This window comes from Pseudomonas sp. HLT2-19-2 (assembly GCF_054898005.1).
Map to the genome: position 1 here is coordinate 3,659,023 of NZ_CM142712.1, position 20,584 is coordinate 3,679,606.

At 60.2% G+C, this 20,584-nt stretch carries 18 protein-coding genes; 10 read left to right on the top strand and 8 right to left on the bottom strand.

Annotated elements, in window-relative coordinates:
• The first annotated feature begins 75 nt into the window (after positions 1-75).
• The 5 genes from ACYZTU_RS17080 to ACYZTU_RS17100 all read left to right on the top strand — a co-directional run bounded on the left by ACYZTU_RS17080 (position 76) and on the right by ACYZTU_RS17100 (position 6,277).
• Positions 76-1,839 (top strand): L-lactate permease, encoded by a 1,764-nt coding sequence (locus ACYZTU_RS17080; protein ID WP_461964379.1) that lies wholly within the window; start codon positions 76-78, stop codon positions 1,837-1,839.
• A 231-nt stretch (positions 1,840-2,070) separates the two neighbouring features.
• Positions 2,071-3,570: a glycolate oxidase subunit GlcD gene (glcD, locus tag ACYZTU_RS17085; protein WP_461964381.1), complete on the top strand. Its 1,500-nt coding sequence runs from the start codon at positions 2,071-2,073 to the stop codon at positions 3,568-3,570.
• On the top strand, positions 3,570-4,634 hold the full coding sequence (gene glcE / locus ACYZTU_RS17090; protein WP_461964382.1) for a glycolate oxidase subunit GlcE: 1,065 nt from the start codon (positions 3,570-3,572) through the stop codon (positions 4,632-4,634). The genes glcD and glcE overlap by 1 nt, the downstream gene beginning before the upstream one ends.
• A gap of 3 nt (positions 4,635-4,637) precedes the next feature.
• Positions 4,638-5,855 (top strand): glycolate oxidase subunit GlcF, encoded by a 1,218-nt coding sequence (gene glcF, locus ACYZTU_RS17095; protein WP_461964384.1) that lies wholly within the window; start codon positions 4,638-4,640, stop codon positions 5,853-5,855.
• A 20-nt stretch (positions 5,856-5,875) separates the two neighbouring features.
• Positions 5,876-6,277 (top strand): heme-binding protein, encoded by a 402-nt coding sequence (locus tag ACYZTU_RS17100; RefSeq protein ID WP_461964385.1) that lies wholly within the window; start codon positions 5,876-5,878, stop codon positions 6,275-6,277.
• A 65-nt stretch (positions 6,278-6,342) separates the two neighbouring features.
• On the opposite strand, the gene ACYZTU_RS17105 is transcribed toward ACYZTU_RS17100, so the two are convergent.
• The gene (locus tag ACYZTU_RS17105; RefSeq protein WP_461964386.1) at positions 6,343-7,872 is read right to left on the bottom strand and encodes an MFS transporter; all 1,530 of its coding nucleotides are present in this window, start codon (positions 7,870-7,872) and stop codon (positions 6,343-6,345) included.
• Between the two features lie 447 nt (positions 7,873-8,319).
• Here ACYZTU_RS17105 and yghX point away from each other — a divergent pair, with 447 nt between their 5' ends.
• Entirely contained in the window at positions 8,320-9,207 is an 888-nt protein-coding gene (gene yghX, locus ACYZTU_RS17110; RefSeq protein ID WP_461964388.1) for a YghX family hydrolase, read from the top strand.
• A 107-nt stretch (positions 9,208-9,314) separates the two neighbouring features.
• Here the strand turns inward: yghX and ACYZTU_RS17115 are convergent, their stop codons facing one another.
• The gene (locus tag ACYZTU_RS17115; protein WP_461964390.1) at positions 9,315-9,632 is read right to left on the bottom strand and encodes a carboxymuconolactone decarboxylase family protein; all 318 of its coding nucleotides are present in this window, start codon (positions 9,630-9,632) and stop codon (positions 9,315-9,317) included.
• A gap of 196 nt (positions 9,633-9,828) precedes the next feature.
• Here ACYZTU_RS17115 and ACYZTU_RS17120 point away from each other — a divergent pair, with 196 nt between their 5' ends.
• The 4 genes from ACYZTU_RS17120 (at position 9,829) to ACYZTU_RS17135 (ending at position 15,484) form a co-directional block, all read left to right on the top strand.
• Positions 9,829-11,202 carry a glutamine synthetase family protein gene (locus tag ACYZTU_RS17120; RefSeq protein WP_461964392.1) on the top strand — a complete coding sequence of 458 codons (1,374 nt, stop codon included), beginning with the start codon at positions 9,829-9,831 and terminating at the stop codon, positions 11,200-11,202.
• 7 nt (positions 11,203-11,209) lie between these two features.
• Complete coding sequence (locus ACYZTU_RS17125; protein ID WP_461964393.1) at positions 11,210-12,601, top strand: aldehyde dehydrogenase family protein; 1,392 nt, start codon at positions 11,210-11,212, stop codon at positions 12,599-12,601.
• Positions 12,602-12,604: 3 nt separating this feature from the next.
• Positions 12,605-13,765 carry an iron-containing alcohol dehydrogenase gene (locus ACYZTU_RS17130; protein WP_461964394.1) on the top strand — a complete coding sequence of 387 codons (1,161 nt, stop codon included), beginning with the start codon at positions 12,605-12,607 and terminating at the stop codon, positions 13,763-13,765.
• 153 nt (positions 13,766-13,918) lie between these two features.
• Positions 13,919-15,484 (top strand): amino acid permease, encoded by a 1,566-nt coding sequence (locus tag ACYZTU_RS17135; RefSeq protein ID WP_461964395.1) that lies wholly within the window; start codon positions 13,919-13,921, stop codon positions 15,482-15,484.
• Between the two features lie 136 nt (positions 15,485-15,620).
• On the opposite strand, the gene ACYZTU_RS17140 is transcribed toward ACYZTU_RS17135, so the two are convergent.
• Genes ACYZTU_RS17140 through ACYZTU_RS17165 form a run of 6 tightly spaced genes read right to left on the bottom strand, consistent with a single transcriptional unit; the run spans position 15,621 to position 20,578 of the window.
• Positions 15,621-16,571: a peptidylprolyl isomerase gene (locus ACYZTU_RS17140; RefSeq protein ID WP_461964396.1), complete on the bottom strand. Its 951-nt coding sequence runs from the start codon at positions 16,569-16,571 to the stop codon at positions 15,621-15,623.
• Entirely contained in the window at positions 16,568-17,038 is a 471-nt protein-coding gene (locus tag ACYZTU_RS17145) for a YbjN domain-containing protein (RefSeq protein WP_461964397.1), read from the bottom strand. Before ACYZTU_RS17145 ends, ACYZTU_RS17140 begins: the two co-directional genes overlap by 4 nt.
• A 20-nt stretch (positions 17,039-17,058) precedes the next feature.
• The gene (locus tag ACYZTU_RS17150; protein ID WP_461964398.1) at positions 17,059-17,688 is read right to left on the bottom strand and encodes a DNA repair protein; all 630 of its coding nucleotides are present in this window, start codon (positions 17,686-17,688) and stop codon (positions 17,059-17,061) included.
• Between the two features lie 17 nt (positions 17,689-17,705).
• On the bottom strand, positions 17,706-19,406 hold the full coding sequence (locus ACYZTU_RS17155; RefSeq protein WP_461964400.1) for a putative porin: 1,701 nt from the start codon (positions 19,404-19,406) through the stop codon (positions 17,706-17,708).
• A 39-nt stretch (positions 19,407-19,445) separates the two neighbouring features.
• Positions 19,446-20,150, bottom strand: coding sequence for an energy transducer TonB family protein (locus ACYZTU_RS17160; protein ID WP_461964401.1), 705 nt, complete (start codon positions 20,148-20,150; stop codon positions 19,446-19,448).
• A 2-nt stretch (positions 20,151-20,152) separates the two neighbouring features.
• Positions 20,153-20,578: an ExbD/TolR family protein gene (locus tag ACYZTU_RS17165; protein ID WP_461964403.1), complete on the bottom strand. Its 426-nt coding sequence runs from the start codon at positions 20,576-20,578 to the stop codon at positions 20,153-20,155.
• Between the last annotated feature and the right edge of the window lie 6 nt (positions 20,579-20,584).

Sequence of the window (20,584 nt, forward strand, 5' to 3'; positions counted from 1 at the left end):
CGTAATGCCACCTATACTAGAAGCCACCGCCCCCACCGGGGTCTGCACGCCCAAAATAAAAAGCAGAGGTGGAACATGGTCTGGCAGCAAATCTACGATCCGTTCGGCAACCCGATACTTTCAACCCTCATGGCAGCAGTGCCAGTCGTGGTGATGCTGGCAGCGCTGGCGTTTTTCCATATCAAGGCGCATCTGGCGGCATTGATGGCCCTGGCATCGGCGCTGGTGATCGCGATTTTCGCCTTCGACATGCCGGCGAACATGGCCGGCTCGGCCGCCCTTTACGGCGCCGCCAACGGCTTGCTGCCGATTGGCTGGATTGTGCTCAACATCATTTTCCTGCATCGGCTGACGACGGAGAACGGCTCGTTCAAGGTGCTGCAGGATTCCCTGGCGCGCATCACCGACGACCGACGCCTGCAATTGCTGCTGATTGCCTTCTGCTTCGGTGCTTTCTTCGAAGGCGCCGCTGGTTTCGGCACGCCGGTGGCGGTGACCGGGGCGATTCTGATCGGGCTGGGCTTCTCGCCTCTGGCCGCGTCTGGCCTGGCATTGATCGCCAACACCGCGCCCGTGGCGTTCGGTGCGCTGGGCACGCCGATCATCACCCTGGCCAAGGTGACCGGGCTGGATGAAATGGAACTGTCGATGATGGTCGGCCGGCAACTGCCGTTCTTCTCGGTGATCGTGCCGTTCTGGTTGATCTGGGCCTTCGCCGGATGGCGAAAAATGCTGGAAATCTGGCCGGCGATTTTGGTAGCCGGGGTCAGTTTCGCCGTGCCGCAGTTCGTGGTGTCCAACTACCACGGGCCGATGCTGGTGGACGTGATCGCCGCGCTGATTTCCATGGCCTGCCTGACCGGTTTCCTCAAGGTTTGGAAACCGGCCACCGTGCATACCTCCGCCGCGCTGTCCGGGCGCGTCGACAACTCCAAAATAGCCGAAGAGCATGACGAAAAACCCGTCGCCAGCGCGACCTTTGCCAGCGATGCCAAACCTGCGGTGATGCGCGCGTGGATGCCGTGGATCATCCTCACGGTGTTCGTTTTCGCCTGGGGCACCCAGGGCTTCAAAAACATGTTCGATACCCGCCCGGCGATTGATCCGGCAACGAACTCAGCGAAGCTCGACCCACAAGGCAAACCGATGCGCGAAGCCAACCCGATCTTCGCCCCGGTGTTGACGTTCACCACTATTCACCAGCAGATCGAGAAGGTCCCGCCCGTGGTGCCCGCGCCTAAAACCGAGGAAGCGGTCTACAAGTTCACCTGGCTCACCAGCACCGGTAGCGGCATCTTGCTGGCGGCGATCCTCGGCGGGTTGCTGATGGGCTATTCCATCCCGCAACTGATCCACCAGTACCTGCGAACGATCTGGGTCGTGCGTTACTCGTTGATCACCATCGTCGCGATGCTCGCCCTGGGTTTCCTCACCCGCTATTCAGGCTTGGACGCCACCATGGGCCTGGCCTTCGCCGCGACGGGCATCTTCTACCCCATGTTCGGCACCCTGCTCGGCTGGCTCGGCGTAGCCTTGACCGGCTCGGATACGGCGTCAAACGTGCTGTTCGGCGGCTTGCAACGGGTGACCGCCGAGCAGCTGGGGATCAGCCCGGTGCTGATGGCCGCTGCCAACAGCTCCGGCGGGGTCATGGGCAAGATGGTCGACGCCCAGTCAATTGTGGTGGCGTCCACCGCCACGCGCTGGTACGGCCATGAAGGGGAAATCCTGCGTTACGTATTCTTCCACTCGATCATCCTGGCCATTCTGGTCGGTGGCCTGGTGACGTTGCAGGCGTATGTGGCGCCGTTCAGCAGTATGGTTGTGGGCGGGCATTGATTGACGCAAACCTGTCAGCCATGCCTGGGGTCATCGCCGGGGCATGGCGGCAATGTTTCACTTTGTGGTGAGGGAGGCCCCGCCCCGTCTTCGACGCCACGCTGTCGCGCAGCAAACTGGTTCGACCAGCCAACAACACATAGACAGTAGAGCGCCTCAGGCCAATGATGCAAGTCAGTGGTAACCGGACACAGACCTCCAATAAAAACAACTGAGGGTCGTCAACCAACGATGAACATTCTCTACGATGAACGCGTCGACGGCGTCCTGCCTGATGTCAACAGAGCTGCCTTGCTGGAGGCCCTGCATACGCAGTGGCCGGATCTGGAAGTCCTGGATCAACAGGAAGAGCTCAAACCGTACGAATGCGACGGACTTTCTGCTTACCGCACCACACCCATGCTGGTGGTACTGCCGCGCCACATCGATGAGGTACAAGGCGTGCTTCGGCTCTGCCATGAGCGGCATGTCGCGGTGGTCGCCCGCGGTGCCGGCACCGGTTTGTCCGGGGGCGCATTGCCGCTGGAAAAAGGCGTGCTGCTGGTGATGGCGCGCTTCAACAATATTCTGCACATCGACCCCGCCGCCCGCACGGCTCGGGTTCAGCCAGGCGTGCGCAACCTGGCGATTTCCCAGGCAGCAGCGCCGTTTGGCTTGTACTACGCGCCGGACCCTTCCTCGCAGATCGCTTGTTCAATCGGCGGTAATGTGGCGGAAAACGCCGGTGGCGTGCATTGCCTGAAGTACGGGCTGACCGTGCACAACTTGCTCAAGGTCGACATTCTGACCGTCGACGGCGAACACCTGAGCCTGGGTTCCCAGGCACTCGACTCTCCGGGCTTCGATCTGCTGGCATTGTTCACGGGTTCCGAAGGCATGCTCGGTGTCATCACCGAGGTCACGGTCAAACTGTTGCCCAAACCTCAGACCGCCAAAGTGCTGCTGGCGGCGTTCGATTCCGTCGAGAAAGCGGGTCGTGCGGTGGGTGACATTATTGCCGCCGGCATCATCCCCGGCGGCCTGGAAATGATGGACAACCTGGCCATTCGCGCCGCCGAAGACTTCATCCACGCCGGCTATCCGGTCGACGCTGAAGCCATCCTGCTGTGCGAACTCGATGGCGTTGAAGCCGACGTTCATGATGACTGCGATCGCGTGCGCCAAGTGCTGGAACAGGCCGGCGCCACCGAAGTGCGCCAGGCTCGCGATGAAGCCGAACGCGTGCGTTTCTGGGCCGGACGCAAGAATGCCTTTCCTGCGGTGGGCCGACTCTCACCGGATTATTACTGCATGGACGGGACGATTCCGCGCCGCGAGCTGCCCGGTGTGCTGCACGCGATTGCCGCGTTGTCGGTCGAGTACGACCTGCGGGTGGCCAACGTTTTCCACGCCGGTGACGGCAACATGCACCCACTGATTCTGTTCGATGCCAACCAACCGGGCGAACTTGATCGCGCCGAAGCTCTGGGCGGCAAGATCCTCGAATTGTGCGTGAAGGTCGGCGGCAGCATTACCGGTGAGCACGGCGTGGGCCGGGAGAAGATCAATCAGATGTGTGCGCAGTTCAATAGCGATGAGCTGACTGTGTTCCATGCCGTCAAAGCCGCCTTCGATCCAAGTGGTTTGCTCAACCCTGGCAAGAACATTCCGACGCTGCACCGCTGCGCCGAGTTTGGCGCCATGCACGTTCATTTGGGTCAGATGCCTTTCCCTGATCTGGAGCGTTTCTGATGCGCAGTGAACACGATCTCGACGACAGCGGCGCGCTGCTCGAGCAGGTCAACCAGGCGCTGCAAAACGCCACGCCGTTGCGCATTCAAGGTTCCAACAGCAAGGCGTTTCTTGGGCGCATCGTGGCGGGTGAAGTCCTCGACACGCGCAGCCACCGAGGCATCGTCAGCTACGATCCGACCGAGCTGGTGATCACCGCCCGCTGCGGCACACCGTTGACAGAGCTTGCTGAGGTGTTGGATGCAGCGCAGCAGATGTTGCCTTGCGAACCGCCCTCCTTCGGCGACGGTGCCACGGTCGGCGGCATGATCGCCAGCGGGTTGTCGGGACCACGGCGTCCCTGGTCGGGGTCCGTCAGGGACTTCGTCCTTGGGACACGCGTCATCACCGGTCATGGCAAGCATTTACGCTTCGGTGGCGAAGTCATGAAAAACGTTGCCGGCTACGATCTGTCGCGCCTGATGGCCGGCAGCTACGGCTCGCTTGGCGTGGTGACCGAAGTCTCGCTCAAGGTCCTGCCCAAGCCGCGTCAAGCCTTAAGCATCAGCCTGGAAATGGACAGTGATCGCGCCTTGCTTCGCCTCGCCGAATGGGGGCAACAACCGCTGCCGATCAGCGCCGCGTGCCACGATGGACAGCGCCTGCACTTGCGGCTTGAGGGAGGCGAAGGCTCAGTGGCTGCGGCTCATGAGCGACTGGGCGGCGAGTTGCTGGACTCCTCGTATTGGGTTGATCTCAACGAGCATCGATTGAGCTTTTTCGATGAGGACCAGGCACTTTGGCGCCTGTCCGTTCCTCACAACACGCCTCGACTTTCCCTGCCTGGCCGTCAGCTGATCGATTGGGGCGGTGCACAGCGCTGGCTCAAAACCGACGCAGAGGCAACGTTCATTCGCTCGATCGTGGAAGAAGTCGGCGGGCATGTGACCTGCTACAGCCATGGCCTGATCGACAGCCCGTTCCAACCGTTGCCTGCCGCACTGATGCGCTACCACCGGAACTTGAAGCAGCAACTCGACCCCCAGGGAATCTTCAACCCCGGACGCCTGTACGCGGAGCTTTGACCCATGCAGACCACTTTGAGCGAACACGCACGCCAACTGCCCCGCGCCGAAGAAGCCGAAAGCATCCTGCGCACGTGCGTGCACTGCGGTTTCTGCAATGCCACCTGCCCGACCTATCAATTGCTGGGCGATGAGCTGGATGGACCGCGGGGCCGCATTTACCTGATCAAGCAGGTCCTGGAGGGCAACGAAGTCACGCAGAAGACCCAACAGCATCTGGATCGCTGCCTGTCTTGCCGCAATTGCGAAACCACCTGCCCTTCCGGGGTCGACTATCACAACTTGCTGGACATCGGCCGGGCCGTGGTCGATGCGGCGGTGCCGCGCCCACTCGGCCAGCGGTTGTTGCGCGAGGGATTGCGCAGCGTCGTCCCCAATCCTGCGCTGTTCAAAGGGCTGGTCAGCAGCGGCCAGGTGTTCCGGGCGTTGTTGCCCAACACCTTGAAAATAAAGTTACCCCGCCGCGTCTATCCGGCCAAGCCGCGCCCGGCCACTCGCCACGCCCGGCAGGTGCTGATGCTCGAAGGCTGTGTGCAACCGAGCCTGTCGCCCAATACCAATGCGGCCGCCGCCCGAGTCCTGGATCGACTGGGGATCAGCGTCACCGCGACCCATGAAGCCGGATGCTGTGGTGCCGTGGATTATCACCTCGACGCTCAGGCGGCCGGCCTGGATCGCGCCCGCCGCAATATCGATGCGTGGTGGCCGAGCATTGAAAAAGGAGCCGAGGCCATCGTGCAAACCGCCAGCGGTTGCGGTGCCTTCATCAAAGATTATGGTCACCTGCTCAGCACCGATCCGGCCTATGCAGAAAAGGCTAGAACGGTCAGTGCACTGGCCAAGGATCTGATTGAAGTGCTGCGCGACGAACCGCTGGAACAGCTCGGCATCCATGGCGACCGACGCCTGGCGTTTCATTGCCCCTGCACATTGCAGCACGCGCAGAAACTGGGGGGCGCGGTTGAAGCGATTCTGACGAGTCTGGGCTTCAACCTCACGTCGGTCCCCGACGATCACCTGTGCTGCGGCTCGGCGGGCACCTATTCGCTGACCCAACCCGAACTGTCCCGGCAACTGCGCGACAACAAGCTCAATGCGCTGGAAAGCGGACATCCCGAAGTCATTGTCACGGCCAATATTGGCTGTCAGTCCCACCTCGACGGTGCGGGCCGAACCCCTGTCAGGCACTGGATCGAACTGGTCGAAGCCGCCTTGCCATAACCGAGCACTGGAGAATTGCCATGAAAAGCAAAGCCGTACTGAGCCAGACCGAAGTCAGCCAAATCCTCGCGGCTGCACGCACCGAAGCGCAGAACAATCAATGGGCGGTAACCATCGTGATTGTCGATGACGGCGGCCACCCCCTGGCCCTCGAACGCCTCGACGGTTGCGCTCCGATTGGCGCCTACATCGCCACCGAAAAGGCCCGCACCTCCGCCCTCGGTCGGCGCGAATCCAAAGGCTATGAAGAGATGGTCAATGGCGGCCGCCACGCCTTTTTGTCGGCGCCATTGCTGACCTCGCTTGAAGGTGGCGTGCCGATCATCGTCGATGGCCAGGTAGTCGGCGCGGTCGGGGTATCCGGTGTAAAAGCCGAGCAGGACGCACAAGTTGCCAGAGCCGGCGCGCAATGCCTGAACTGATCCGAGCTGAGCTGAGCGCTGAAATAGTCGGGCCGTGTGATAATCGGCCCGACGTTCGTTCTCGATCACTGCCCTTCAGCAAGTTCCGTCTTCGGTGTCCGCAGAGCGCGCCAGGCAATTAAAATCGCCATGAGTGCCAAGCCGAACGTCACCCACGAAACCAAATTAATTCCACCCTCGAATGCACTTCCCGCCTGCGTCATCAGCGCACGTGCTTGATCTCCCGACAACTGCACCGCTACATGATTAGCACCCGATAGCGTCTCACTCGCCAGCATCGTCTGCACCTCGCTCAAAAAACCCGGAAGCTGCAATGCACCGCGATAGTAGGCAGTGACGAGACCACCGAGCACTGTCGTCCCCAAAACCACACCCACCTCATAGGCTGTTTCACTAATGGCCGACGCCGCACCCGCCTTTTCCGGCGGCGCGGCGGATAAAATCACGTCGTTGGATACCGTCGCGATCGCGCCCACGCCAATGTTCAGCAAGGTAAAAGCCACCACCAGAACGATCAGGCTGCTGCCCATGCTGGCGACCAACAAAAACGCCGCCCCAACAAACGCCATCAGAATCGGGACAAGCACATGCACCTGTACTCGACGCGCAACAGGCACGACTGCCATTCCCACTACGATTGCCATGATCTGACCAGGTACTAACGCCAAGCTAGCCCTCAAGGGTGACATCTGAAGGACGATCTGTAAGAACTGAGTGGTGAAGAATACAAAGCCGACGAGGAACGCGAGGCTCATCAGATTGATCAGCACTGAGCCGCTGAAGGTGCCACTTCGGAACAGACTCAGATCCATCAGCGGCACAGGTAGACGTAACTGCCGACGCACAAACATCCACCCAGCAACCACGCCGATTACAAATGCTGTCAGTGCCAACCCGTCAACACCATTACTAGCGCTGTGTTTAATGCCGTAAACGATAGCACTGAGGGCAACCATCGATTGCAGGATACTGAGCGGATCCAATGGTCCTGAACAGTCTTGCTCGGACTCGGGCAACAACACCGGTCCCAATACCAATAACGGCACCAATACGGGTATCGCCAACAGGAAAATCGCCTCCCAGCTGAAAAATTCCAGCAAAACCCCAACGACCAAAGGACCGAGTGCCGATCCTACCGTCAGCGTTGTTGCCCAGATCGCGACAGCTATTCTCCGTTCCTCTCGATCCACAAATACCGAACGTATCAATGCCAACGTTGAGGGCATCAACATCGCACCGAAAATCCCCATGCAAGCTCGCCCGGCAATCAGTTGTGTAGCCGTATCGGAATAGGCGGTCAGCACCGACACAATGACAAAACCCAAAGACCCAGCCAGTAACAACTTACGATGACCGACTCGATCGCCCAAACTGCCCATCGACACCAGCAGTCCCGCCAATACCAGCGAATAGGCATCGATCATCCATAACTGCTGACTAGCGCTCGGACGCAGGGCCTCGGCAATCTTGGGTAACGCGAATCCAAGGACCGTATTGTCTACTGTCACCAGTAAAACTGGCAGCATCAGCACGCTTAGGGCTGACCATCGTTTTGATTTTGTTCGGTGTTGTGCTGCCTCGCTTATTAATGGCATCAGCCAAGCTCCTTATCACCCTAAAAGTATTCACGGGGTATTTCGCAATGCACCTGTGGAACGAACCCAGCGCGCTTCCATGGCGAAGATTTTTGTCAGCTAAGTAATGAAAAACGTGCTACCAATTGACAACTCCCGGATTAAAAGACCGGCAGGCCAGAAGTCACTGGCCATGTAACTTCTCGCTAGATAGCAGGACACTTCTATAACTTCGTTACATCACAATTCAATTGAGTATTTGTTTCATATTGTATCCCTGAAATACTTTCACACACTTAGGCCTAGTTACAGAATTAGTACAAATTAATATTCACGAAAAAATCGTTCATCCCGTTTTTTTGAAACACAGTTTCTGAGGTTTCTTTTTGTGAACGACTACGCTCGATAGGTATCGCCCACGCTGTCCAGCCGACAGAGCAATCGACCCGCCCAAGAGGAAGCGCACAGATGACCCGTCTCACTGCGAAAGACTTTGCTCCGGAACTGCTCGAACTGTACGACTACTACGCCCACGGCAAGATCAACCGGCGAGAGTTTCTGGATCGGGCGGCGTTGTTCACCTTAGGTGGTTTGACGGCTAGCGCGCTCCTCGCCGCCCTGAGTCCGAATTATGCTCTCGCCGAGCAGATTGAATTTACCGACCCGGACATTGTTGCCGAATACATCACCTATCCATCGCCCAAGGGCAACGGGCAGGTTCGTGGTTATCTGGTGCGCCCGGCGAAAGCCACCGGCAAGGTGCCGGCCGTGGTGGTCGTGCATGAAAACCGCGGGCTCAACCCTTACATCGAAGATGTCGCGCGGCGTGTGGCCAAGGCAGGATTCATCGCCCTCGCCCCCGATGGCCTGACGTCGTTGGGCGGCTATCCTGGCAACGATGACAAAGGCCGGGAGTTGCAGGCGACCGTCGACCCTGAAAAGCTCATGAACGACTTTTTCGCCGCCATCGAGTGGTTAATGAAGCACGACGCAACCAGCGGAAAAGTCGGCATCACCGGGTTCTGCTACGGCGGTGGCGTCGTCAATGCCGCAGCCGTGGCCTATCCGGAACTGGGGGCTGGCGTGTCCTTTTATGGCCGACAGCCAGACGCCAAAGATGTGGCCAGAATCAAGGCGCCGGTGATGCTTCACTACGGCGAACTGGATACGCGCATCAACGAAGGCTGGCCCGCCTATGAGAACGCATTGAAAGCCGCGGATAAGACGTATGAAGCCTACATCTACCCCGGCGCCAACCATGGTTTCCATAACGACTCCACGCCTCGATACGATGACGCCGCGGCCAGGCTGGCCTGGGACCGGACGCTCGGGTGGTTTCGGCGGTATCTGGCTTAATGGTGAAGTTGAAGTCTGCTTTGACACTGTTGCCAGATTCCGCATGAATGGAGGGCTTCGAAGAGCTGACAAGCCAGGTGCTCAAACGCGACTCAATAGGCCCTCGTTCAGGTCTCAATCACATCGTCCGCCCAACTGATGGCCGCCACGACGGTCGAGAAACCGATTGTGCTCGTCAGTGAGATCAGCGCGTGACGGATCTGCTCTGGCGTAGCACCCGCTTCCAGCGCCCGTCGGGTATGACTGTGCACCGCACCCTCAGAGCGAATGGCCGCCGCGGCACCGAGCTGGATCAGCTGGACAACGATCTCCTCCAGTGGCCCGGTATGACGCACCGCCGTACCCAGCGCCTCCACCGCAGCCAAGTAATCCGGGTACTGCTGTTCGAGACGTTGGTAGATGTTGTGCTCTCTCTTCTTTTCCATCTTTGTGTCCTCGCGTGGGAGGTGCGAACAGAATCATCAGCCTTCCATTTCCGAAACTTGCACTCTGCGGCAGTAGGCTACGCTTACATCAGCTTATTGCTCACGATGCTCGCGTCTGCAGGTTTTGGTTTGTTCTGGAGAGCGTCTGCAGCAGCTATTTCAGACAGGCCCAAACAATTCACGCAGGACTGACGTGATGACCGAGCCCTTCCTCAGCTTAGCCGAACTCAAACGTGCCGCCGCCTCCGGCGAGATCGATACCGTGCTGGTGTGCATGGTCGATATGCAGGGGCGACTGGTCGGCAAGCGATTCCAGGTCGAGTTTTTCATCGACAGCGGCCACGAAGAAACTCACTGCTGCAATTACCTGCTGGCCGACGACATCGACATGGAACCAGTGCCGGGTTACGCCGCGGCCAGTTGGAGCAAAGGCTATGGCGACTTTGTGCTCAAGCCCGACATGGCCACGTTGCGACGGGTGCCCTGGCTTGAATGCACGGCGCTGGTGCTCTGCGATGTGCTCGATCATCACCATCGGCGCGACCTGCCACACAGCCCGCGGGCAATCCTGAAAAAGCAGATCGAGCGACTGCGCGAGCGCGGTTACACCGGCATGTTCGCCTCGGAACTGGAGTTCTACCTGTTCGACGAGAGCTACGAGGCCATCCACGAGCGCAACTACCACAATCCGAAAACGGCCGGTCACTACATCGAGGATTACAACATCCTGCAGACCACCCGCGAGGAACCGGTCTTGCGGGCGATTCGCAAGCATCTGCAGGCTTGCGGCATTCCCGTGGAAAATTCCAAGGGTGAATGGGGCCCGGGCCAGGAAGAAATCAACATCCGTTATGCCGATGCCCTGACCATGGCCGACAATCACGTCATCATCAAGCACGCCTGCAAAGAGATCGCGCAACTGCAGGGCAAGGCGATAACGTTCATGGCCAAGTGGCGCTATGACGCCGCCGGTTCCAGCAGTCACATCCACAATTCGCTGTGGGACAAGAGCGCCAAAAAGCCGCTGTTCTTCGACCCCAAGGCGGAATTTGGCATGTCGAAATTGATGCGCTCCTGGGTGGCCGGGCAGCTCAAATACGCCAACGACATCACCTGTTTTCTCGCGCCCTACATCAATTCGTACAAGCGCTTTCAGGCCGGCACCTTTGCACCGACCCGGGCGGTGTGGAGTCGGGACAATCGCACCGCAGGCTTTCGTTTGTGCGCAGAAGGCAGCAAGGCCATCCGCATTGAATGTCGCATCGGCGGCGCCGACCTCAATCCTTATCTGGCCTTCGCCGCCTTGATCGCTGCGGGACTGGCCGGTATCGATGAGAAGCTCACCCTCACGCCGCCCTTCGAGGGCGATGCCTACGTCGACGAGCATTTGCCTGAAGTCTCCAAGACGCTGCGCGAAGCCAGCGCCTCGCTCCAGGCCTCGACCATGTTGCGCGAGGCGTTCGGTGATGAAGTGGTCGACCACTACGTGCACACCGCCGAATGGGAGCAGAAAGAGTACGACCGGCGGATCACCGACTGGGAACTGCAGCGCGGTTTTGAGCGCTATTGAGACCACCATGACCTCGACCATTCAACTCATCTCACCGGTCGATGGCCGGGTCTACGCCGAACGCCGCTGCGCCGATGCTGCGCAGATTGACCAGGCGCTGGCGGCTGCCGAAGCTGCCCAGGCGCAATGGAAACGTCGGCCGCTGAGCGAACGCGCCGCCTTTTGCAGCGCCGCGGTGGATGCGATGCTGGCCATGAAGGCCGATATCGTGCCGGAACTGGCGTGGCAAATGGGCCGCCCGGTGCGCTTTGGCGCTGGCGAACTGCGCGGGTTCGAAGAGCGTGCCCGCCATATGATCGCCATTGCACCTGACGCCTTGGCTGCGCTTGAACCCACGCCCGTCGCCGGTTTTCGACGCTGTATCAAACGCGAGCCGCTGGGTACGGTGTTGGTCGTCGCGCCTTGGAACTACCCCTACCTGACGGCAGTGAATACGATCATCCCCGCATTGATGGCCGGCAACAGCGTCATCCTCAAACACGCGTCGCAAACCCTGCTGGTGGGTGAACGGTTCGCCGAGGCGTTTCGCCGTGCCAATCTGCCCGAAGGAATGTTCCAAAACCTGCTGCTGAGTCATCTCCATACCGCGATGATCATTGCCTCTGGACGGGTGCAGCAGGTGAACTTCACCGGCTCGGTCGAAGCCGGCAAGACCATGGAACACGCTGCTGTCGGAGGTTTCCTCGGCGTGGGCCTGGAGCTCGGTGGCAAAGACCCGGCCTACGTCCGCGCAGACGCCAACGTCGAACACGCGGTGGAAAACCTGGTGGACGGCAGCTTCTTCAACTCCGGGCAAAGTTGTTGCGCGGTCGAGCGCATTTATGTCGATGAAAAAATCTACCCCGCCTTTGTCGAACGCTTCGTCGCGCTGGCTCGCCAATACGTGCTGGGTAATCCGCTGGACGAAGCCACCACACTGGGTCCTCTGGTCACACCGACCGCCGCTGATTTCGTTCGTGGTCAGATCGCCGAAGCACTGACACAGGGCGCTCGGGCACTGATCGATCCAAAGGATTTTCCTGCCGATGCGCCGGGCAGCGCCTATCTCGCGCCGCAGGTGTTAGTGGATGTCACCCATCAAATGTCGGTGATGCGCGAGGAAAGCTTCGGCCCGGTGGTCGGCATCATGTCGGTGGCCAGCGACGACGAAGCCATCGCCCTGATGAACGACAGTGAGTTCGGGCTCAGCGCTTCCATCTGGACGCAAGACCTTGCCGCCGCCGAACACCTGGGCAACGAGATCGACACCGGCACCGTTTTCATGAACCGCTGCGATTACCTCGACCCGGCGCTGGCCTGGACAGGGGTGAAGAACAGCGGGCGCGGCGTCACGCTGTCGCGCCTGGGCTATGACAACCTGACCCGAGCGAAATCCTTCCATTTGCGCCACGAGATCTGAGCCATGAGCCTGACCGCGAACTGGAACTACCCCACCAGCATCCGCTTCGGTGTTGGCCGCATTGCCGAGCTCGCCGAGATCTGCCGCAGCCAAGGGATCCAGCGACCGTTGCTGGTCACCGACAGTGGCCTGGCGCGTGCACCGATCACCACCTCAGCGCTGGACGCCTTGCGCGCCGCCGGCCTTGGCGTCGCGCTGTTTTGCGATCTTAAACCCAACCCCGTCGAAGCCAATCTGGCAGGCGGACTCGAGGCCTGGCGCGCCGGCAAACACGATGGCGTGGTCGCCTTCGGCGGTGGCAGCGGCCTGGACATGGGCAAGCTCATCGCCTTCATGAGCGGCCAGACCCGCCCGGTCTGGGACTTCGAAGACATCGGCGACTACTGGACACGCGCCGACGAAAGCAGCATCGCTCCAATCATTGCGGTGCCGACCACGGCGGGTACCGGCTCCGAGGTGGGCCGTGCGGCGGTGATCATCGATGAGCGTACGCACACCAAACGCATCATCTTCCACCCGAAAATGATGCCGCGCGTGGTCATCAGCGACCCGGCCCTCACCATCGGCATGCCGGCAAAGGTCACCGCGGGCACCGGCATGGATGCGTTCGCGCATTGTCTGGAATCGTATTGTTCCCCGGGTTTTCATCCCATGGCCGAAGGCATTGCGGTGGAAGGCATGCGCCTGGTCGCCAATGCCCTGGTGCGAGCCGTACACACACCCTCGGACCTTGAGGCGCGCGCGCACATGCTCGCGGCTGCCGCGATGGGCGCTACCGCCTTTCAAAAAGGTCTGGGCGGGATGCACGCCCTCTCACATCCGGTGGGTGCCCTGTACGACACCCATCACGGCATGACCAATGCCACGTTCATGCCCTATGTGCTGAAATTCAATCGCCCGGCCATCGAGGAGCGCATCACCCGCCTCGCGGCTTATTTACGTCTGCCCTCTCCCGGCTTCGACAGTTTTCTGGCCTTCGTCCTCAAGTTGCGCAAGGACATCGGCGTGCCGCACACGCTGTTCGAGCTGGGGGTGGATGACCAGCAGGCCGACCTGATCGCGGACATGGCGATTGTCGACCCTTGCGCCGGTGGCAACCCGCTGCCATTGACCCGAAATGGGGCGGCAGAAATTTTCGCGGCCGCGTACCACGGTCGTCTATAGAGCAGTTGTCTGTCCATGGCCAAGGTGCGGACTCGCAGCATGGATGGGGTTTATCGGTAAAAAAAGGAGCAGTACGACAAGGGGTTGAAAGCCAGCCCATCCGGCCACGTACAACCCGGATGGATGCGTATCAAAACCGAAGGGGCACACAACATGAAGCCAGCAAGCCAGCCCGGCACAAGCGCGCCGCAAGACGATGACGTCAAGGTGCTGCACAGCATGGGCTATGCCCAGCAGCTGTCGCGACGGATGGGCGTTTTCTCCAACTTTGCCATTTCCTTTTCGATCATCTGCATTCTCTCGGGTGGTATCAATTCACTCGCCCAGGGCACCTCGGGTGCGGGCGGTGCGTCAATCGGCATCGGCTGGCCGATCGGTTGCCTGATCTCCGGGGTTTTCGCCATGGCCATGGCGCAGATTTCCTCGGCCTACCCCACCGCCGGGGGCCTCTATCACTGGGGCTCGATTCTCGGTAACCGCTTTACCGGCTGGCTGACCGCGTGGTTCAACCTGCTGGGGCTGGTCACCGTGCTCGGTGCGATCAACGTCGGTACCTATTACTTCTTTTTCGGTGCCTTCGGACCGGCCCTGGGGATGGAAGACACCACTACGACCAGGGTGATTTTTCTGGCGATCCTGACCGGCCTCCAGGCCTTGTGTAACCACTTGGGTATCGGCCTGACGGCGAAGCTCACCGACTTCTCGGGCTATCTGATTTTCGCCACGGCGCTCGCACTGACCATCGTTTGCCTGATATCGGCACCCAGTTATGAGTTCGCCCGGTTATGGACTTTCAGCAACTATTCCGGCGAAGCAGGCGGCAGCGTCTGGCCACAGGTCTCGAACGGCTGGATTTTCATGCTCGGCCTGCTCTTGCCGATCTACACCATCACCGGCTATGACGCCTCCGCGCACACCTCGGAAGAGACCCGCAATGCGGCCATGTCAGTGCCACGTGGCATGGTCATGTCGGTGGTTTGGTCGTTGCTGTTCGGCTGGGTCATGCTCAGCTCGTTTGTACTGATGCTGCCGAGCATGGACGAGGCGGCCAAGCATGGTTGGACCGTGTTTTTCTGGGCGATGGACACTCAGGTGAACCCGACAGTAAAAACGGCGCTGTATGTGGCGATTTTCATCTCGCAGTTTCTCTGCGGGTTGGCGACTGTGACCTCGGTCTCACGCATGATCTTCGCGTTCTCCCGTGACGGCGGCCTGCCCTTCTCCAAAGCACTGGCCTCGGTCTCGCCGACCCGTCGCAGCCCGGTGGCGGCGATTTGGACCGGTGCCACGCTCGCGGTGTTGTTCGTCTGGGGATCGTCGGTGATATCGGTCGGCGAAACGCCGGTCTATACCATCGTGGTGTCCTGCACGGTGATCTTCCTGTTCTTCTCCTTCGTCATCCCCATCGTGCTGGGCCTGTTTACCTATGGGACTTCGAAATGGCCAACCATGGGGCCGTGGAACATGGGACGCTTCTGGTACTCGGTGTTCGCCCTCCTCTCGATCCTCTCGATGGTGATCATTTTCGTCATCGGCATCCAGCCACCGAACGATTGGGCGTTGTACATCACCATCGGCTTCCTGGTGCTAACGGCCATCGTCTGGTTCGGTTTTGAAGCCCGCCGCTTCCAGGGGCCGCCGATTGGCGACGTGATCGTCAAGCGCCAAGCTGAAATTGCGGCGGCTGAAGAGGCATTGAATAAACGCGCTGGAAGCTGATTCGCAGTCAGTTAATAGATAGAACGAACGATGAGTAACCTGTGGCGAGGGAACTTGCTCCCTCGCCACAGTTGTTCGCCAAGAAACTGCGCGGAAAACGCACCCATTGGGACTGGATTTTCGAGTCGGAGGAGCCCTATTGCTTATCCTCCAGCGCCTTATTCAACACTGCGCCGTCGATACTCAGCGTAGCGGTGTTGAGCATGCCTTCCAAGTAGGCCTTGGCGATCTGCTCCTGGCGCTGGGCACGCAAGGTCTGGGTCAGGCGCTCGCGCAATTCGTCCAGGGTCGCGACCCGTGCCGGTTGCAGCTCGTCGAGTTTGATCACATGAAAACCAGCGCTGCTCTGCACCGGGTCCGACACGCCACCGACCTTGAGGCGCGACACGGCGCCGCGTACTTCAGGCAACAATTGCTGAAGGGGTTGCATACCGGTGTCGCCACCCTTTTCAGCGCTGGCGCGGTCCTGCGAATACTGACTCGCCAGCGCGGTAAATTCCGTTGGCGCCGCCTGCGCTTTCTTGCTCAGTTCCAGCGCCTGCTTGCGTATGGCTTCAAGATTCTTTGGATCAGCTACCCCGAGGAAAATCTGGCTGACCCGGTACATCGGCGGCGTCATCCACCCGGACTTGCCCGCCTCATAGGCCTGCTGCAGTTCGGCCGCACTGGGGTAGTCGGCCGGCACTTGACTGACCGACTGCAGGTAGTCGCGAAAGATGATTTGCTCGGTGGCGGCACGGGTTTGTCGCTCGACCTCCGGCCGCTGGCGCCAACCTTGGGCATCGGCCTGTTCGAGCACCGCTTTCTCGGCCAGACGTGAGCGAATCCACCCTTCCAGAGCCCCACGATTGACCTGTAGTTGCTCCCGTGACTCAGGCGGTAACGTTGCCAGCAAGGCTTTGAGTTCTTCGAGTGCGACCTGCTGATTGCCCAGTCGCGCCACCGCAGGTTCACTCGCCGACAGTGCTGTCGATGACGCCGGCTGTTGAGCCGCGACAGGGTCATTACCCGGGCGCACTCCCAGCGCCACGGCAACCACCAGCACAGCCAACGCACCCGCGCTGGCCACTACCGTACGTTTTTTCACAGAGCTGGAACCTCTTCTTTGGTGGTTTCAGCCTGAGCCTGCAATTGCTCGGCGTTCTGGCTGTATTCGCGCAGATAAACGATGAATTCCTGAAGCAAGCGATCCCAGAGCTCCAGGTTGCCTCGCAGGTGATCGTCGCTCACACCGGCGGCAACCACGACGTCCATTTCCATGACCAGAAACTCGCCCTGCACCGACAACCGGGCAAAACGTCGCGAGGCGTTCCACAATTCCGCCAGCCCCGCCGGCAAGGCACCCTGCACGCGTAACGCGCAACTGAAGGTGAAGTCGACGTAGCTGCCCTGCTCAACGGCCGGGTTGCCAAAACGAACGGCGTAGCCGATACCCTGGCTGGCGCTGAGCAACTGCACGATGCCGTTCTGTTCCGTCTGGTTGACCCGGTAGCCGGCGGCTTGCAGCACGTCGGTCAGCGATTGTGGCGATACGTGGCTAAGTAATTGAGTCATGCGCAGTTCTTCCCTGGTGTTCAATGAGCGATCGCAGCCTGTGGCGCGTCAAATTGGGTTTTGTAGAGTTCGTCGCCGAACCCCTGAGCCAGTTCCTCGAACTTGACCCGGGCAGTTCCGGCGAACGGTTGGCGAATCTTCATCACCTCAGCGACGTCGATTTTTTCGTAGGCCGTGAGGATCTGTTTGGCCACGCCATACATCTGTTGATTCTTGACCGAACATTGCTGCATTTGTGTGTCACGTTCGGTTAACTGCGCTGCCAGTTTCGTGCGTTCGGCTTCTTTGCCGCGCGCCATCACCAGCAGCTCTTCGTAGGCCTTCTTGAACTTGCCGATCTGTTCACTGCTGGCCGCCGCTTGCGCCTGAGCCTGGCTTTGCAGGCTGTCGTGCTGACCGGCCAACTGTTCCGCGACGCCTTTGGTCCTGGCCAATTCGGCGGTCAACTGCTTGATCTGCGTCTGAGCCGCCTTGACCTGACTTTCTGCCGCTACCTGCGCCGCGCTGGCCTGCGCCTGTTGGCTTTGCAGAGCTTGCAACTGCTGAGTGGTGGAGCGCAGTTGCGTGCGCAGCCGTTCCTCCATGCCTTCGGCAGTCGCGCCTTGTGTCACCAGCAAGCCCAAGGCTAACAGCAGGATTTTTCTGTTCATGAAGCTCTCCCGGCGCCTTAGAAGCGCGTGTTGATTTCAAGCTGCAAGACATCGATGTCGAACGGCGCGCCATACACCGCTTCGGAACTCAACCAGCGGCCGGTGGCGACGACGTTCTTGGCCAGCCCGTAATTACCGCCGAGGAAGTAGCCCTTGGCGTTGGTGCCGCCCAAGTGAAACGACGAGTCATTGAAACCATCAGGCAAAGCGTCCGGCTGGATGTATTTGTAGCCCGCGAACATGTTCCAGTCGCCCTGCTTCTTCAGCTCCAGTTCGCTGCCGAGGGTGAACTGAACCATCCAGGCATTGGCGCCACTTTCGATATCGCCGTTGCTGTCGAGGTTGTTGACGATCTGTCCGGCCGAGCGCTTGCGCATCTCGCCCTCGTCGTACCCCAGGTTGTGGACGTAATTGCCCTGGCTGCGCAGCTTGAAGTCCTCTGGCAAGTCGGCGTCCCAGACGACGTTCAGGTCCAGCAGGTTGAACTCCGACGCCAGGCCGACGAATTGCGGTTGCGCCGTGGTGGCCGGGTTGAGCGGGTTCGGCGTGATGTCGCGTAGCAGGAACACACTGTTGCCCTTCTGCATGAATGCCGAACGACTGCCATCGGTGTCGCAGCCCGGCGCGCCGGCCCACGGCTCGCAAGGACTGGAGCGCTGACCTTCGATGTCATCGAAACGGTAATAGGCCAACGCGCCCTTCAGACGGTTGCTGGAGTTGATCGCCCAGTTGGCTCCAACCTGCGCGCCGTACAGCCATTTGTTGTCGCTCTCTTCCTTGTCGAAACCGTTGCTGGAACTGGTGTCGTTGGTGTACTCCACCGGGAACGCGCCGACGGTACCGAACAGGCCCCAGTCGCGGCTGAGCTTGCGGTCGAAAATCGCCGCCACGCCGTCGAAGTTCAGGTCGTTGGAATAGAGCATGTCGGTGGACATGAACGGGTTGGCAATCCGCCCGCCAGTAAGCGTCAGCTCCCTGGACGGTTTCCAGGTCAGGTAACCCTGATCGAGCCAGATGTCTTTCTTGCCGAAGCCCCCCCCCAGGGATTGGGTGGTACTGACCGGGTTGTTGTCCGAACCGGTCGCGATGCGGATGCCCGCGGTCCATTCGGGTGAGATCACCGCTTTCATGCCCAGACGTGCTCGCAGGCGGAACAGGTTTTCGCGGTCTTCACGGGTGTTGAGCAACGGTGGCAGGTTGGTGCTGCTGTTGGGGTTCACGTCGTACGGGCCGTTGTTGTTGAGCTTGGCGAAGTCGACGATCTCGTTACTGTTGGTCCCCGAGTAGTAGCGCGACTCGTCACGCAAACGAATGTCGCCGTCGAAACTGATGCGTGAAATCCAGTCCGGGAACGTGTTGGGCTGGGCCCAGTTTTCCTGCTTGGCGGTGGCCATGACTTCAGCCTTGACCTGGTCGCGGATCTGATCGCGTACCGCCGCCGGTACGTATTGCACCCGCACATCGCCGGGGCCGGCAGCAGGCCCGGTCGCCACAGCGGTACTGGCGCTGGCCGCCTTCTGTGCCTGCACGGCTTCGTTCTGGGCCTGGGCAATAAGCGCTTCGGCCTTGTCCTGTTTCAATACGCCTTGATCTACCAGCAAACGGATCAGATTGATCGTGGCGTTTTCCGAGGGCGCAGGGGCTGCCGCTGCGTGCCCGACCAGGGTCGCAATGACCATGCCGACCGCCAGGGACAATCGATTCACGTTGGAAATCATCTGCACACAACTCCTTTTGGCAAAACTTGAAATGTTCGGTTAACCCGGACGCCGTCCTTGCAGGGACAGGCGCACAGGCAAAGTCAGGGAGGCCGGTGGCCGTTCGCTCAGGTGCGGGGCATTGCGCAACGCGGTGAGCACTTGCGTGTCGACTTCAGGGTTGCCGCTGGACTTGACCAACTCGACCCGGGTGATCTCGCCCACACTGCTCAGCCAGACATCGGCCTGAAGCGAAAACGCCAGGTTGCGCAAGTCCGGGTTCTCCCGCAGCAAGCGCTGGAAGGTGAACGCCAGGAACTGGCTGTACGTGCCGTTGCCCACGCGCCCGCCGCCGGCCCCGGCCATGCCGCCGCCCTTGCCTGCGCCGATGTTGAAGGCGTCATTGCCCGACTGGGTATCACCGTCCATCTGCATCGGGTTAGCCAGATCATCGGCCGGGCTCGGCGGCGCTTCTTCCTCGGGCTTGACCTCTTCCGGCTCCGGCGTGGGTTCGGGCTCGACCATTTTTTCTTCCACCGGGGTCTCCGGTTCTGGCGGTTTTTCCGGTGGCGGTGGCGGTGGTGGCGGCAACGGAATGATCGTCGGCACCTTGGGCGCTTCCCGACGCACGCCGCTCATGTCGTTGGCCCACTGCCAGAGAAACCACGCGGCCACGCCGACGATCAGCAAACCGGCACCCCACTTCACAAAGCGCAGGGACGAAGGTTTGACGGGCGACGGGCTGATGGGGAGTTGAGCAGTCATGATCAGCCCTGAGTCGGTTTGCCGGTCACGAGACCGACCTGAGACAGTTCCAGACGCCGCAGCAAGTCCAAGACCTCGATGACTTTCTGGTACTGCACCGTGGCGTCGCCGCGCACGATCACCGGGAAATCTGGATTGCTGGCCTTTTCGATACGCAGGCGATCTTCAAGCTCTGCCAGCGTCACCGGGTACGCGTCAAGGAACACCTGACCGCCATCGTTGATCGAGATGGCCTTGGTCTTGGCTTCAGACAGCGACACCGAGGCACTGGCCTTGGGCAGGTTGATCTGGATACCCGAGACCTGAGCCGTGGCGGTGAGGATGAACATCACCAGCACCACCATTAGCACGTCCACCAGGGGCGTGATGTTGATGCTGTCCACCGCGGCATCATCGTCATCGTCGTGGGAGGCATTTACGGAAGCCATGTCGGT